The following is a 15,714-nucleotide window of genomic DNA, read 5'->3' on the forward strand; positions in this document are numbered from 1 at the left end:
TCCCTACACGGATTGGAGTTCAGCCTGAATAGCTCTTGCCGCCTCAGCAGGATGAGTAGCACGCGTAATGGGGCGCCCCACCACAATCCAATCGGCTCCCGCACGCGCTGCATCCGTAGGTGTCATGATCCGTTTTTGATCATCAGACGCACTCCCAGCAGGGCGAATACCTGGTACGACGAGTGTTGGCTGACAACCTAAGGCTTGACGCAAAGGAATGATTTCTTTGGATGAGCACACTAGACCATCCGCCCCAGAGGCAATAGCCATTTTCCCCAAACGCAGCACTTGATCTTCAACCGAGCCAGAAACCCCGATCTCTTGCAGCGCATGTTCGTCCATACTGGTCAGCACCGTCACAGCCAGCAGGGTGGGGCGCTCCGCGCTGTTGGGATACGCTGCCTCCAAAGCCTCGCGCGCCCGCTCAATCATAGCAGGCCCGCCGGCCGCATGAATGGTTAACAACTTAGGGTGAATCTGCCCTAAAGCAGACAAGCCACCGGCAACCGTATTTGGAATATCATGGAGCTTAAGGTCTAAAAATAACGGGTGCTTTTGTGCAAACCCCTTAACAGCCTCTAAGCCGCACGCATATGTAAATTCCAGCCCCAATTTCAGTGCATCAACATGCCCGACCAATTGTTGTGCCCAATCATGAGCCTGCTGAATACTCTGCGTGTCTAAAGCGGCAATAAGACGTGTTTTATGAGACATAATTTTCCGAAACTCAGCTTTTAGCGGTAGGGTTAGGGGAGGTAGTAGGCGACGGAGTGGTTTGCTGCAAGCGATCTAGCCGTTGGTGTAGCTCAATCAATTGCCCCTCCAAAGAGCGTACCTGTTGTTCTGCACGCCGCGCACGAGAGCGCTGCCGAAGCTCTCCAACCCACCCCACGATAAACCCGATCAACACGCCCAGTAACCCAACGCCCAGTGCAAGTGTGCCAATAGAAAGCTTCCATCCGAGGAAGAAGAACCAGATATCCTGCTCCATGGGGTTACTCAATGCAAATACCACCAGTGGCGCAAGGAAAAGAATGATGAGAAGAATTCTGAGCATGGTGTAGTGTCCTATCCTGTGAACAGATCATAGAGCAATCAGAATGTATCATCACACATCATTCTGAGCGTATGGCATAAAAGCGCTAAAAACCTAGATGTTGCGTAAGCAAATATAGCGTGACGATAAAAAGATTGCCATGTCGCATAACGAACACAGCCAAAGTTCCAAAAAATAATAGAAAAAGATCTCATAACATTGGAACAATACAGCAATGTTCGACTAGTCAAATTAGAAACTTCATGAGAAAAACAAGAAAGAAAGTCATCTACAAACAGTATCCCTATCCTTAGCGGGATAGGTGGCTGAATGTTTTTTTGACGCAGTATAGAAGGTAGAGCTTTAGAGATGAACGAGCATGCTTACAGTGACACGTTGTCCGGTGCCGCAAATATGGCACCATCAGCACCTCTCAAAAACGTCCTCATTATAGGCTCACAGTATCTACAACGTCTGAACATCGACATTCATAACACCCCCACGGTTTTCCAAGATCTCCCACCTCAGTTACACCTTGGCCTGATTGTAGATGTTACAGCACGTCAAGTCTCCGATGGCCAAAGTGGCTTTGAAGTCAGCCTCGTCATTCGTGCACAAGGCATGCGAAGTGCTCCGAGTGAAGAAAATCCTACACCGGATCTCGTCTATGATATTGCACTATCTTACGCAGGTCTGTTTGGCTTTAATACAAACATAGACCGTATCCATGCTGAACAAGCCCTGCTTGTTGACGCGCCATATCATTTGTTTCCCGCAGCGCGTACGGTTCTTCTAAATACCATTCGTGAAGCCGGGTTCCCAACCATTAATCTTCAACCTATTGATTTTGAAGTTCTTTGGAAGACACGTCGCGCCTAAATATACCCTCTATTTCTCTCCTTCTTGTCTGCCATGTAAGGGTCCATCGCTATGAGCCTTCAGGACTATATCCTCGCTTCCCCCGCCTTCTCTCGAAAGCGCCCCCCATTATGGGGTAGATTTGATGCGACATGGTACGGTGCCCAGTACAAACTCGTTATCCTAGAAACGAGTGGAGAAGGAGAGAGTGTCTTCAGCGATGAATCGCTCGAGAGGCATTGGCTTGAAAAAGGCGCCAAACTTGGCTTGTCCCCCAATCCTTTCTTTGATGAGGAATGGTATCTCAAAGAAAACCCGGATGTTCGTGAGGGAGTGCAGCTAGGAATTTTTGATTGTGGCTTTCTTCATTATTGTGAAAGTGGCTTTTTAAGTCGTGCTCCACACTGGCTTTTTTCTGAAAAAGGCTATTTTTTACACAACCCAGATATTTCTCAGCATATCTTGGGGGAGCAGGGCTTCTGTAATGGATATGATCACTATCTTTCAGTAGGAGACCGAGAAGAGCGAAAACCACACCCTCTCTTTGACCCCTCAGTCTTTAGGGCCGTGAGTCTTCCCAAAGGATACCGATACGATTTTGATCGCAGTGCTTTCAGCCAGTTTATTGAAAAACCAGAGGCCGGAAAACGTCGATGCTCGTGGTATTTTGATCCTGAGTGGTACGTTCAGCAATACCCCGATGTTGCTGACGCTATCGAGAACAAGATCTATCTTAACCCTCTGCACCATTATCTCACGAATGGTGACCCGGAAGCATTCGACCCTAACCCATGGTTTAGTGAAAGTGATTATGCTCGGCGTTACCCTGACGTCGCCGCCATCGTAAAAAATGGAGGGTTTCGCAACACGTATGAGCACTTCATCCGCTTTGGCAGCCGCGAGTTACGCGTTCCCAAAGATGGGGTTGATTTAATTTCTTTTTCTCAAGAACCTGGCGTTCAAAGGCGTCTGCGCACATCCGTAAACCGTGATATATTTGTATTATGGGTACAAAATCAAAGCGCGCCGATTGTCCAGTCCACAGCAGAAGCGGCTACACCACAGCAATATCAACACCTAGGGTTACGGCGCCCCGAAACATTAATTCCCTCTATTATTCGTTCACCTCTGACCTTTAAACCCGGCCCTAGACCCGCGATCAGTGCCATTATTTCAACATGTAACCAATTTCGTGAAACACTCGCCACATTAACCGCGCTTCACGCCAACACAAACGGCGCCATTGAAGTCATTCTCATGGATGGCGGCTCTATTGATGAAACTAATAGTATTCATCGCTTAATACACGGCATCAAAGTTGTACGCCGTCCACCATCTGAAAATGCATTTCAACGCCTCTATTACGGCGTTTCATCAGCCTCTTCTCCTGTCGTATTACTAATCCCTCCCGGCGCGGAACTGTTTCCTTCCGCCCTCAAAGGCATGGCGCCTCTTTTTCGTGACCCAGATGTATGGATGGCTGGCGGGCAATCACTCGGATATGACGCTCTTGTTTTAGAAGCTGGTACTATTATTTGGCGTGATGGTTCTTACTTACCTTATGGGCAGGGACTTCGTGCCAATGAACCAACGATCGCATTCCGCCGCTATGTCGATGCTATTACCGTTGGGCCACTTCTCTGCCGACGCACAAAATTTCTAGAACACGCACAACCCGATGCGCCGATTGTAGGATATAACGCGCATATTCTCTCCTTATGTTTAGCGATGCGGCAAGCTAACGGGCGCATTGTTTATGATCCCGCCTTCCTGAGCCGCAATCCGCATATTGAAAGCGTCCCGCCAGAGTTCGACCTCCGTAACCGAACATGGCTGCGGCGTCGCTACGCACCTTTGCTCTCTCGTTCTTCTATTTCCGGTACATCACCCGAGCGTGCACGCTTAGCCACAGGCACACCCACCGTACTCTTTCTGTGTGACCGTATCCCTAAACCAGAGCTTGGCACACCTTACCTGCGTTATTTAGACATTATCTCAGGTCTCAATCATGCGGGCTATCATGTCGTTCTATACCCACTTTTTGGGGATATTCCGGACCTCGTTGCGCGTGCGCTCAACTTTCCCCCTGAAGTCGAAATCATGGAGGATATGGACCTCTCAGAACTCGGCTCTTTCATCGCATCTCGAGCAGGGTCATTTGATTACGTCTGGATCAACAGAAGCCCCGTCCTACACCGCGTCTCCAATATCTTAATTGAGCATGCACAATCTTTACCCGACCTCGGGTTTATCTTCGACCTTAACGGGAGTGGCGCGGCAGAACCTTATATGCGCCGCCGTGTGGGAGCGGTGGATGACAAAGAAACAAAATTTGATGATCTAGAACGCGAAGTCGAAGCAACATGGGCCTGCCAAGCTTTGGTAGCTAGCTATGCAGAGGAAGCCGAGGATCTACGTCAGCTAGGCTACGGCAATATCTTAACCTTACCTAACCGCGCCCCCTCAACACCCGCCGCCTACCCGGACTTCCATGCACGCTCTGGCCTGCTGTTCCTCTTGCCTATTCACAATACCGGTGACGCCGTACATGATGGCCTTAATTGGTTTATGCACGACGTGCTCCCGATTCTGGATCAAGCTTTACCAAAAGACGTCACCATCTTGTTGGCGGGCCATTACGGAGAAGGCATTGATCTGACGGATTATATTTCGTCTAGCAGAGTTGAAGGCCTACCCGATTACATAGACCGTGAATCTCTACTGCGATCACGACGCTTGCTGATTGACCCCACCCGCGTTTCCAGCATTGTGCCACATGAAGTTTTGGACGCAGCCGCTCATGGCCTTCCAGCAATTTTGACTGAAACCGTTCTTCAACAAATCGGCTGGCAAGACGGAGTAGAAACACAATCTGGCGGCTTCTGTGACCCGCAACGCTTTGCCCATGCTGTGATTGAATTATATCAAAATGAGCGCATATGGACACATTATGCAGCTCAAGCATTTCAATCCGTGCAAAATCCAGAGGCACAAACGCACTTCATGGCCACGCTGGCAGCCATCATGGATATGGCTTCTGGACGTAGTCCTATCCCTGTTCCAGATCTCGCGCCACGCCTAATTAGCAAATCAGAGCATTCTGTTCTATTCACACCGGCACCACTGCGCTTACAACCGAACTTAACAATGACCGAGGCACCAGAAACGTTATCTCAAGACCATGATGATGAGGATGACGGTGCACCGGTGACCGGCGCGTTCACACCGCGCTTGGGTATTTCCCTTCCTAATCAGGACCGTTAATACATGTCTTCTTTCACAGTTTTACCCTCTGTATTGGCCCATATTGATAACACGTTAGACCAATCCATTGAGCGGCTGTGTACTCTTTTGCGTATCCCGAGCGTTTCCACGCAGCCCAACCATGCAGAAGACTGCCGCCATGCTGCAAACTGGCTCAAAGAAACGCTTATAGAGCTGGGAATGGATGCTGATCTGCATGAAGTGCAGTGGTCAGCTCCTGGCCATCCAATGGTTGTTGGGCACACCCCTAAGCGTCCCAATAAGCCGCATGTTTTATTCTATGGTCATTACGATGTTCAGCCAACTGACCCTGAGCACCTTTGGACTGCCCCTGCCTTTGAACCTCGTATTGTAGAAGAAGCCTCTGGCCGCAAAGTGATCGTAGCGCGCGGCGCGAGTGATGACAAAGGTCAAGTCATGACCTTCTTGGAAGCATGCCGGGCATGGAAAACCATTCATGGTGAACTCCCCATCACAGTCAGTGTTCTTCTGGAAGGGGAAGAGGAATGCGGCGGAGCAAACCTTCTTCCATTCCTTAAACAAAATGCTGACAGCCTGCGCGCAGATGTTGTGCTCGTCTGTGACACCGCAATGGCAGACCGAAAAACCCCCGGCATTACCACATCACTTCGTGGCTTAATGGCCGAAGAAATCCGTATTGAATGCGCAAGCCACGATCTACACTCAGGCATTTACGGCAATGCGGCCGCAAACCCTATTGCGGTCCTATGTCAAATTTTGGCGGATCTACGAGCCGATGATGGAAGCGTAACATTACCCGGCTTTTACGATGGCGTTTGTGAACCATCCGATGAGGTTAGAGCACGTTGGAAACAACTTTTCCCAGACGATTCAGCCCTGCTTGAAGAAACTGGCCTGTCTGTCGCTGCCGGTGAAAAAGGCTATACAGCCGTTGAACAAACATGGTGCCGCCCAAGCTGTGAAATCAATGGCATCTCTGGTGGCTATGAAGGCGAGGGCTTTAAGACCGTTCTCCCAGCCGTGGCTATGGCAAAAGTGTCCTTTCGTCTCGTCCCCGGTCAAGACCCAGAACGCCTACGCGCCATTTTTAGAGACTTCGTACAAGCACGCCTGCCAAAAGATGCCAAAGTCAGCTTCACATCCCATGGTGGCTCTACTGGCTTCGCTGTCTCCGAGAAAAGTACCTTCTTAAAACCTGCGTTGGAAGCATTAACGGATGAGTGGAACGTCCCAGCAGCCACCGTCGGTTCTGGTGGCTCTATCCCCGTTGCAGGTGAAGTGCATGAAGCGCTTGGCTTAGACACTCTCTTGATTGGCTTTGCACAGTCAGATGACCGCATCCACTCACCCAATGAACAATACGGCCTTGATTCTTTCCATAAAGGCACGCGCTCATGGGCGCGCCTCCTTGCTCGTTTTGCTGAGCTGTCATGACTTACCCGCCTCTCGCCCTCACATTAGGGGACCCTGCGGGAATAGGGCCGGAACTAACAGTCTCTGCGTGGGAAACACTCAGACTAAGTGAGCATTGTTTTTTCTGGCTGGGTGACCCAGCCTTATTAAACAATGTTATTCCCACCGAGATTATCAGCACTCCACTTGAAGCAAGGCGTGTGTTTCCGCACGCCTTGCCAGTATTACCTCTTCTTTGTACGGTTCCAGTCGTGCCGGGGCAGCCAAACGCGCAGAATGCTCAAACAATTATTAGCAGCATTCAACAAGCCACACAGCTTACCCTCTCACAAGATGCATCTGGAGTGGTCACCAACCCAATCGCAAAACATATTTTAGCGGAAAGCGGTTTCCCTCATCCCGGACATACAGAATTCCTTGCGGAACTATGCTCCGCGCCGGGGCACGAAATTATGATGCTGGCATCACCGGAACTCAGAGTGGTACCCGTCACAATTCACGTTTCATTGCAAACCGCAATTACAACCCTAACCACGCAGCGTATTGTCGATGTAGCCCGTATCACACATCACGCCTTAATCCGCGACTTTGGAATTCAAAGCCCCCGCTTGGCCATTGCCGGATTGAACCCACATGCCGGAGAGGCGGGGCTGATGGGGCACGAAGAACAAACCATTATCACTCCCGCTATCAACATATTACGGGCTCAAGGTATAAACGCTCAAGGCCCATACCCACCAGACACGATGTTCAGTGCAACAGCACGCACGCGCTATGATGCCGCCATCTGTATGTATCATGATCAAGGCCTCATACCGCTTAAAACCTTAGACATGGCACAAGGCGTTAACATTACACTCGGTTTACCCATCGTGCGCACATCACCGGATCACGGTACGGCTTTTGACATTGCACGCGCCCTTGATCATTCCCCTAGAGCAGCAGATGCACGCAGCCTTATTGCCGCCATTCGTACCGCTTCAACGATGGTACAACACAGGAAAGAAAACGCCGTATGATACGCTTGGGTGTAAATGTGGATCACGTCGCCACCATCCGAAATGCACGCGGTGGGGAACATCCAGACCCAGTCTGCGCTGCTCAAACAGCATTACAGCACGGTGCTGACGGCATTACAGCGCATTTACGTGAAGATCGGCGTCATATTAAAGATTCTGATATGACCCGCCTCCGTGCTCTTCCTGCGCCACTCAATTTTGAAATGGCGGCCACAGAAGAGATGATCACCCTAGCATGCGCCCTTCAACCTCATGCATGCTGCCTCGTCCCGGAAAAGCGCGAAGAAGTCACTACCGAAGGTGGCCTCAATGTCGTTGACCAGATCTCTGCGCTGTCTCCCTTGGTCATGCGCCTCAAGGATGCAGGTATCCGCGTCTCTTTATTCATTGACCCTGATGCACGCCAAATTCAAGCTGCATCACAGCTCGGCGTTCCGGTCGTTGAACTCCATACAGGTGCCTATGCGCATGGTGGGGTAGGGGAGTTAGAACGCCTCTTTAAAGCGGCAGACATAGTAAAGGAATGCGGCATCGAACTACACGCCGGACATGGGCTCACATATAGCAATGTCCTACCGATCCGTAACTTGCCCGGGCTAAAAGAACTCAATATCGGGCATTTTTTAATCGGACAATCCGTCTTTGAAGGGCTCGGTGGTGCCGTTCAACATATGAAAACCCTCATCAATTCAGGGCCTACTCCCTAGCCAAACTGGCGGCCTTTCAAGACAAGGCCGCCATAATCTCTTATTTGGCAGGCTGTATCAGAGGTTGAGTTTTATCATCTGAAAATTTAGGCACAAATGCGCCGGACTGGCTTGAATACGTCGCACTCGTGCTTTGTGGCGGTGTAGCTGGGGGGTGGAACGCTGAAACCGGTCCAAATGGCCCTGCATCAACACGACGCATCGTTGATTCACGCTGCCGCGCACAACCACGCGTTATGATCGAACAAATACCATCCTGGCCGATATATTCATCATCATTGCCCGTATAATGCACTTCAGACACACGATCATGATCAAGACGCAAAACCATTCGACATGATGTACCACCACCACCAAAAGCCGATTGATACATTTTAATCATCGATTGCGCAGGAATAAACCCAGAGTCTGAAAGCGTTGGGACAGGCTGCGTCCCGTCATATTGCCAGATTTCTGTCGTATCGTTGAGCTTCTTTGTGCTGCCTGGCAGACCAGCACACGCCTGAAGGTCATAGCTGGTCATGCCAACCATTTCGAGCTGTGCTTTATGTGCATTTCGTGAATCAAAATACCCACACCCAGACAGCCCACCCAGCGCAGTAAGCGCGATCATGGTAAAAAATGGAGCCTGACGCATTATCTCTCCTGAACGCGTAAATTTCACACCGAACCGACACATGAGCTCCACTTAGACGCAAGCTCATGATCACAGTACCAAAGAGCTTAACATCTGACAGGCGCAGAGGTTCAAGAAAGATTGACGGTTCCCCTAACCCCATGGCTTGGGCTACATGGCTACGACCACCTCAATAAGAAGAACTTTTTTCGAAAGTTTCTTCTGCCATTTTTCATAGACGCGATCTGACTGCAAAAGTGAGACGTGACCACGTACAGGAGCAATCATGGCTGAACTTACTGCATCTGAGGTGACACGCCTCCAGACCACGCTACAACGCCTTCTGGGCTCTCCCAAATTAACGGTCAATAAGCCTGCCCGTAAGGGAATGAGCGTTGAAATCTCCGTAGCTGGAGAAGTCATCGGCACTGTTCACCGCGATGAAGACGAAGGCGAAATCTCTTACGCCATCCACATGACACTCTTGGAAGAAGACCTGCCGCCAGCCTAAGGCAGCGTCACGCCTGCCGCATAATCTGCGGCAGGTGGATACCAGTTAGCCGCCATCCCCAATGCTCAAAAGTCATCTGCAACGTATAAAACGTTTGCATATCTGATTTGATCCTCACGTCACAATGGCGGAACCCTACGAAGCGAACACTGAACATACCCCACGAAAAATGTGTTTGTGGGTCATGCCCAGCCTGCGCAAAAGGCATACTGTGCTCAATCAAAGCAAAGAACACCGCAGGTGTTAAAGACGTCTCCATCACATGAGCAGAGGCGGCCATAGCAAAAGAATGGCCAAAATCTGGCAAATCATCCTCTCCTTGCGACTGCTGAGCGTTGATCGCCTCACGCAAGGAAAGAGAGAGGGCGCTCCAGTCAATATGTCGTTCAAGACGTTGAGCATCATGCTCTCTCACCGCCTCTTTAAGCTCCCAGAGCGCGATAAAAGGGGAGATGACATAAGCCGCCAGAATTATAATTAAAGTCGCAAAGATGTGCTTTTTAAATGACCACATGCGCTTGACGGACATCCGTTTGTTCGCAAAAAACGGAGCAAAGGCAACGCTCATAGCTGTCTCCGTAAGGGTCGAAATTATACAATGACACCGCAGCAAATTAGACCTTTTGAGCAGTATAAGTCAGCTATTATCGTGAGGGCATCATGTTAAATTTCACGGATGTCGAATTAGAGCGCTACGCTCGCCATATTTTGGTTCCAGAAATTGGTGCCATTGGCCAAGCACGCTGCCGCGATGCTTCCGTCCTGATTATCGGGATCGGGGGGTTAGGAGCGCCCTTGGCTCAACAACTGGCCGCCTCGGGCATTGGGCGCATTGGCCTCATCGATGATGATCATATCGACCGAAGCAACCTACAACGGCAAATTTTATACGATACGCCCTCAATCGGGGCGCTTAAAACGGATATCGCACGTGAAAAACTTACCGCACTCAACCCACATATTCGCATAGAAACCTACGCAGAACGAGCAACAACCAGCCTATTGGCAAAGCTTCTGCCATCTTATGACCTCGTATGTGATGGAACGGATAATTTTCGTACACGCTTCAACGTCTCGGACGCCTGCACCCACTACGGCAAAACCTTAATATCTGGAGCGGTTCAAGGCCTAGGCGGACAGGTGGCTACATTCCGCCCACAACATCACGGGCCATGTTACCGATGCCTCTTCCCTGATGCTGATGAAAACGAAACCCTGAACTGCTCTCGCGCAGGCGTGCTCGGGCCCGCCACAAGCGTCATCGGTAGCCTTATGGCGGTAGAAACTCTCAAAGAGGTGATGCAACTCACTCCCCAAACGCCAGAACACACTATTGTAACGTCATGGGATGCGCTTAAAAGCACTTTTCGTCGCTTTGAACTAACACGCAATCCAGATTGCACGGCACATTCATCCAGTAACGAAGTGGTTCTTACATAATGTCAAAGCCCCTCTTTATCAGCCTCGCTGACAATTCATGGCAACGCGCTCATTATGCCTTTGTTCTTGCCGCGAGTTCTCTTTCTATTGGGCGTCCCGTAACGTTATTCGCAGGAGGTTTGAGTGTATTTTCATTAACTCATCAATGGTCAAATTTGATAAATATCACCCCAGATCATGTATTGATTGACCGTAATGTCGCCAGTTTACAGGAATTACGTGATGCTTGCCTCGAAATGGGCGGAGTCTTTTTGGCCTGCGAAGCGGGTATGGCACTCGCCAAAATAATGCCGGAAGATTTGATTGATGGCGTAGAAGCCAGTGGCATGGTGCGCTTTTTGGCCGAAATTGGCGATAATTCTATGATCGTCGTGTAAGTTTTTTTCTGGTATTCACTTTTAACAATGCTGTTGCACAATTTGGTGTCTTGCCGAAACGCTTAAGGATTGGCAGGGATGCTGGTCATGGAGATGACGGTAACCTTGATGAAGCCCACTACCACATATAGCCTACTCATGGCTGGCCTCGCGGGTCTTGTTTTTACATCACAAGCCCATGCTGCCCATCACCGGCATCACCATCATAAAGCACTAAGCTCTGGAGCTGAGCCTCATAGCCCCGCCCCACACCACACCGCCCCTGACGGTGCAAAGCACCACAAACACCATCAGCGCCCCCATGCAGCAACGAAAACCGTTGCTACTACTGCTGCGGCAGGTGCAGCAGCAGTAGTAGCACATCAAACCGATACTGCCGCCGCGGCAGAACCGCAACAAGCGGCTCCCGATTCATCGCAACCCAGCAGCGATAAAGGCAGCAATACTGGCTTGCCTATTCCTCGTTTTGCTGCCTTACGAGCCGATAAGGTCTATCTCCGGAGAGGGCCGGGTGATCGTTACCCCATTGATTGGGTTTATCACCGCCGAGGTCTTCCTGTTGAGATCGAACGTGAGTTTGACGTTTGGCGCCTGGTTGAAGACTCAGACGGCGTCAAGGGGTGGGTGCACCAAGCCACATTGTTTGGCAGCAGAACATTCGTCATTCCTGGACTTTCGGCGCAGGGCAATACGGCCCAGCCCAATGAAGCGAGTGAACGAGAAGGGGACCATGTCGGCCGTGCTGATGCACGCGTGCTCGGCTATGTCACCAATCAGAATGATGCCCGGTTACAGAAAGACGGCGCTCTTCTTATGAGCCGTGCCGATGATGACAGTGATGTCGTCGCGGTGCTGAAACCGGGCACGGTAGGTAATATCAGAACCTGCCCAACCGCCACGCAGTGGTGCCATGTTGTCGTTAAAGGCTACGCAGGATGGTTGCCACGGCGTTCCCTCTGGGGGCTTCTCCCCGGAGAGACGATTCAGTCCAATTGAATGTATAAGCACGAGGACGCCCAGAGATGACATCCAGTTCACATCATCGCCGCACAAGGATCGTCGCAACACTTGGCCCGGCTTCGTCCTCGCCTGAAATGATCCTTTCGCTCGCTCAGGCGGGTGTTAACGTTTTCCGCCTCAATTTCTCGCATGGTGCCCATGCGGATCATGGTGAGCGCCATGCTGCCATTCGTGCCGCCGAAGAAAAAATTGGCCGCCCACTGGCTATTCTTGCCGATCTGCAAGGCCCTAAATTACGCGTAGGCGTTTTTGAAAACGGTCCCGTCTTCCTCAAAGAAGGTCAACGCTTCCGCCTTGATCTTGATAAGACACCCGGCACGATTGAGCGCGTTAACCTGCCGCACCCAGAAATTATTTCGGCTGCAGAAGTCGGCAGCAATCTATTGCTGGATGACGGAAAGCTGAAAATCCGCGTTATCGAAAAACATGATGACGCATTGATCACGGAAGTCATCGTTGGTGGCAAACTCTCCGAACGTAAGGGCGTAAACGTTCCTGACGTTGCTCTGCCAATCCCCGCGCTCACCGAAAAAGATCGCAAAGATTTTGACTTTGCTCTCTCTCTCGGCGTTGACTTTGTTGCTCTGTCCTTTGTTCAGCGCCCAGAAGACGTTGCCGAAGCCAAGAAAATTGCTGCTGGCCGCGCATGGATCATCACCAAGCTTGAAAAACCACAAGCTATGGACGCACTTGAGCCCATCGTCCGTGAATCAGACGGCTTGATGGTCGCGCGTGGTGACCTCGGCGTTGAACTGCCACCAGAAGAAGTCCCTGTTGCTCAAAAGCGCATTATTACCTTAGCACGTGAGCTTGGCCGTCCGGTCATTGTGGCAACGCAAATGCTGGAAAGCATGATCGAAAGCCCAACACCAACACGCGCTGAAGTGTCAGACGTCTCTAACGCTGTCTATGACGGCGCTGATGCTGTAATGCTTTCGGCTGAAAGTGCTGCAGGCAAATATCCGCTTGAAGCTGTGTCCATCATGGCGCGTATCGTTGCTCGTGTAGAGCAAGATAAAGAATGGCGTCATCGCATTGATAACGCTCGCCCGAAGTCAGAGGGCACAATTCAAGGCGCCATCGTGCAAGCAGCATGGCAAGTGAGTCGTGAGTTGCATACCAAAGCCATTGCCGCACATACCCGCAGTGGCCGTGGCGCATTGATTATGGCACGTGAACGCCCCGCAAGCCCAATTTTGGTTCTGACACCAGAACTGACGGTCGCTCGCCGCCTCTGCGTTGTTTGGGGGACGTTCCCACATGTTGTCGAACGTGACCGTCAAGCACATGGCATTGAAGACCTCGCCGTTCCTGCTGCAGAACTCGCTCTCTCAAACGGGTTCTGCGTAAAGGATGATCACATCCTCGTTCTCGCAGGACTACCATACGGCCACTCTGGCAGCACCAATACGCTACGCGTCATTAAGGCCTAACAGCTTAAACTCTGAACTCCCGCAGCATTAAAACTGCGGGGGTTCAAGCTTGCCTATTATGAATCAAAGAACGGCGTATACGTCGGCCCCGATGAATTTTGGCCGTAATCGCATCATCATCCCCACGCCGGATCGCATCAGCCATAGATTGTGTATCTTGTATAAAACGCTCAAGCGTTTCTAAAAGAACATCTCGATTAGCCGTAAAAATATCCCGCCACATCACCGGATCAGATGCTGCAATACGTGTAAAGTCACGGAATCCAGATGCTGCATAATCCAGTACGGCAGAGCGCATTTCACCAGATAAATTATCGGCCGTATCACAAATGGTAAACGCCAATAAATGGGGAAGGTGACTCACCATTGCACAAATACGGTCATGGTCTTCCGCCGTCAGAATCTTGGTGCGCGCTCCACAGTTCTCCCAAAATTGTTGTATTTTTTCGCACGCCCATGCAGCAGAATCTTCGGACGGAATGAGCAATGCCCACCGCCCTTCAAACAACTCAGCAAATCCCGCATCGGGACCGGAAAACTCTGTTCCTGCCATGGGGTGAGACGGGACATACTCCACACCTTCAGGCAAAAACGAAGGGATCGTTCGGCCTAATTCACCGCGTACTGAAGCAACATCCGTCAAAAGTGTCCCCGGTTGCAAAAAAGGCGCCAAAGAACGCGCAACAAGTTCAACGGCACGTACCGGCACCGAGAGCACGACGCAATCAGCGTGTGCCACATCTGCCGGGTCCATCGTTACATCATCCGCTAAGCCCAATTCTCGCACCCGTGCAAGAACCGTAGCGTCTCGGTCCATAACAATCAAACGCTCAGCCAATTGCCCATCACGCCGAGCGCGCCGCAAGATAGATGAACCGATAAGCCCCGGACCGATCACCATGAGTGTTTTAAAAAGTGGCATAACGTGAGATCTCAAAGGTAAAGAGCCTTACCCATTCGTCGATGGATCAGATACCTGAAGGCGCAAGCGCCGGACTTCCACAAATTGCCAGTACAGCAAGACAGGAATACCGATCATCAGATCCCGCCCACGCCGCAACAAAGAGAGGCTCAGCGCAATCTCGGAATCAATTCCAAACATCATGCCCAAAGCAACATACGCAGCCTCTTGTACCCCTAAAGAAGCAGGCACCAAGAAGCCGGCAGACATAATGCCGCACACAACACCTTCAATCGCGAGAGCAGACATAAACCCTGTATGAGCCCCAAGGAGTGAAAGAGCCAACCATGTCAAACCGGCCCCAGCAACCCAACACAAAAAATGGGAAAACGCTCCAAGAGCAATACGATCTGCACGCCCCCATAGCTCTTCCAACCTCTCTTGAAAAACAACACTGTCATCAATGAGGTTTTCACTCCATCCCGCAGCGATGTGACGCCCCAAAAACTGCGCGCTACGTTGCAAGATTGTGCCGCCACGCAACTGCGTCCAAATAAACGCAGCAATACCTAGGCTCAATAACACCATGCCGATCGACAAAGGCCAGATGAAGCGTGCAGCACCATCATGCCCAACGAGGCACAAGACAGCCAGCAACACAAAAGCAATCTGCCCCAAAACTTCCGTCGTGATATCAACAAGGTTTGATGCAACACCCTCAGGCCAGCGTAAAACTGTGCCCTCACGACTGACAGGATTGCGCCCTGCAAGCGTTGCACGCACACCAATGGCAATGCCGCCAAGCTGTGAGAAGGGGAGACAGGTTGCTGCTGCGTCTCGTGCCAAGCGTGCGCCAATGAGGCGCACAGCACCAATCTGAGGCACAGACCCTTTCCACGCTAGCCCGAGCCCGATATCAACTAAAAGTTGATACCCGACGACCAACAAAAAGCCGCCAAGCCCCACCTTACTCAGGGCTTGAAGAACAGGATGGATACCCGCGCGTGCCGCGATAACCGTAAACAGAACCAAGCCGAAGCAGGTCAAAAAGATGGGGAGTGTTTTTTTCAAGGCTTTCGTCACAAATCGTTTGCCACCGCTCTAGCCTACCGCACCCAATTATTCCAGCCTTTCAGG

General features: G+C 50.9%; 16 protein-coding genes. 10 read left to right on the top strand and 6 right to left on the bottom strand.

The genetic code is table 11. From position 1 onward, the window contains the following. Positions 1–3: 3 nt before the first annotated feature. Together pyrF and NTH01S_RS01840 are read right to left on the bottom strand one after the other, a co-directional pair. On the bottom strand, positions 4–714 hold the full coding sequence (gene pyrF, locus NTH01S_RS01835; RefSeq protein ID WP_068168482.1) for an orotidine-5'-phosphate decarboxylase: 711 nt from the start codon (positions 712–714) through the stop codon (positions 4–6). Positions 715–727: 13 nt separating this feature from the next. After that, positions 728–1,057, bottom strand: coding sequence for a lipopolysaccharide assembly protein LapA domain-containing protein (locus tag NTH01S_RS01840; RefSeq protein WP_068168485.1), 330 nt, complete (start codon positions 1,055–1,057; stop codon positions 728–730). 348 nt (positions 1,058–1,405) lie between these two features. On the opposite strand from NTH01S_RS01840, the gene NTH01S_RS01845 reads away from it, so the two are divergent. The 5 genes from NTH01S_RS01845 to NTH01S_RS01865 are packed head-to-tail and all read left to right on the top strand — an operon-like array spanning position 1,406 to position 8,279. Beyond that, positions 1,406–1,915 carry a protein-export chaperone SecB gene (locus tag NTH01S_RS01845; RefSeq protein ID WP_068168488.1) on the top strand — a complete coding sequence of 170 codons (510 nt, stop codon included), beginning with the start codon at positions 1,406–1,408 and terminating at the stop codon, positions 1,913–1,915. 51 nt (positions 1,916–1,966) lie between these two features. Beyond that, positions 1,967–5,158 (top strand): glycosyltransferase, encoded by a 3,192-nt coding sequence (locus NTH01S_RS01850; protein ID WP_068168492.1) that lies wholly within the window; start codon positions 1,967–1,969, stop codon positions 5,156–5,158. A gap of 3 nt (positions 5,159–5,161) precedes the next feature. Next, the gene (locus NTH01S_RS01855) at positions 5,162–6,574 is read left to right on the top strand and encodes a M20/M25/M40 family metallo-hydrolase (protein WP_068168493.1); all 1,413 of its coding nucleotides are present in this window, start codon (positions 5,162–5,164) and stop codon (positions 6,572–6,574) included. Beyond that, positions 6,571–7,572, top strand: a complete 1,002-nt coding sequence (gene pdxA / locus NTH01S_RS01860; protein ID WP_068168496.1) for a 4-hydroxythreonine-4-phosphate dehydrogenase PdxA — start codon at positions 6,571–6,573, stop codon at positions 7,570–7,572. The genes NTH01S_RS01855 and pdxA overlap by 4 nt, the downstream gene beginning before the upstream one ends. After that, positions 7,569–8,279: a pyridoxine 5'-phosphate synthase gene (locus NTH01S_RS01865; RefSeq protein WP_068168497.1), complete on the top strand. Its 711-nt coding sequence runs from the start codon at positions 7,569–7,571 to the stop codon at positions 8,277–8,279. Before pdxA ends, NTH01S_RS01865 begins: the two co-directional genes overlap by 4 nt. Positions 8,280–8,319: 40 nt before the next feature. Here NTH01S_RS01865 and NTH01S_RS01870 read toward each other — a convergent pair whose 3' ends face one another. After that, entirely contained in the window at positions 8,320–8,916 is a 597-nt protein-coding gene (locus NTH01S_RS01870) for a hypothetical protein (RefSeq protein ID WP_068168499.1), read from the bottom strand. A 265-nt stretch (positions 8,917–9,181) separates the two neighbouring features. Between NTH01S_RS01870 and NTH01S_RS01875 the strand changes: the two genes are divergently transcribed. Next, on the top strand, positions 9,182–9,406 hold the full coding sequence (locus tag NTH01S_RS01875; protein WP_068168502.1) for a DUF3126 family protein: 225 nt from the start codon (positions 9,182–9,184) through the stop codon (positions 9,404–9,406). A gap of 7 nt (positions 9,407–9,413) precedes the next feature. Here the strand turns inward: NTH01S_RS01875 and NTH01S_RS01880 are convergent, their stop codons facing one another. Further along, positions 9,414–9,974 carry a DUF2939 domain-containing protein gene (locus NTH01S_RS01880; RefSeq protein WP_068168505.1) on the bottom strand — a complete coding sequence of 187 codons (561 nt, stop codon included), beginning with the start codon at positions 9,972–9,974 and terminating at the stop codon, positions 9,414–9,416. A gap of 92 nt (positions 9,975–10,066) precedes the next feature. On the opposite strand from NTH01S_RS01880, the gene NTH01S_RS01885 reads away from it, so the two are divergent. The 4 genes from NTH01S_RS01885 (at position 10,067) to pyk (ending at position 13,676) form a co-directional block, all read left to right on the top strand. Beyond that, positions 10,067–10,846: a HesA/MoeB/ThiF family protein gene (locus NTH01S_RS01885; RefSeq protein ID WP_084366869.1), complete on the top strand. Its 780-nt coding sequence runs from the start codon at positions 10,067–10,069 to the stop codon at positions 10,844–10,846. Then, positions 10,846–11,223, top strand: a complete 378-nt coding sequence (locus tag NTH01S_RS01890) for a DsrE/DsrF/DrsH-like family protein (protein WP_068168511.1) — start codon at positions 10,846–10,848, stop codon at positions 11,221–11,223. Before NTH01S_RS01885 ends, NTH01S_RS01890 begins: the two co-directional genes overlap by 1 nt. A 93-nt stretch (positions 11,224–11,316) precedes the next feature. Continuing rightward, positions 11,317–12,219, top strand: coding sequence for an SH3 domain-containing protein (locus tag NTH01S_RS01895; protein ID WP_370664290.1), 903 nt, complete (start codon positions 11,317–11,319; stop codon positions 12,217–12,219). A 26-nt stretch (positions 12,220–12,245) separates the two neighbouring features. Continuing rightward, positions 12,246–13,676 carry a pyruvate kinase gene (gene pyk / locus NTH01S_RS01900; protein WP_068168515.1) on the top strand — a complete coding sequence of 477 codons (1,431 nt, stop codon included), beginning with the start codon at positions 12,246–12,248 and terminating at the stop codon, positions 13,674–13,676. Between the two features lie 43 nt (positions 13,677–13,719). On the opposite strand, the gene NTH01S_RS01905 is transcribed toward pyk, so the two are convergent. After that, entirely contained in the window at positions 13,720–14,598 is an 879-nt protein-coding gene (locus NTH01S_RS01905; protein ID WP_068168521.1) for a prephenate dehydrogenase/arogenate dehydrogenase family protein, read from the bottom strand. A 27-nt stretch (positions 14,599–14,625) separates the two neighbouring features. Then, positions 14,626–15,660: a lysylphosphatidylglycerol synthase domain-containing protein gene (locus tag NTH01S_RS01910; protein WP_068168524.1), complete on the bottom strand. Its 1,035-nt coding sequence runs from the start codon at positions 15,658–15,660 to the stop codon at positions 14,626–14,628. Positions 15,661–15,714 lie beyond the last annotated feature (54 nt).

It is taken from the genome of Neokomagataea thailandica NBRC 106555 (genome assembly GCF_001598495.1).
GTDB classification, from domain to species: domain Bacteria; phylum Pseudomonadota; class Alphaproteobacteria; order Acetobacterales; family Acetobacteraceae; genus Gluconobacter; species Gluconobacter thailandicus_A.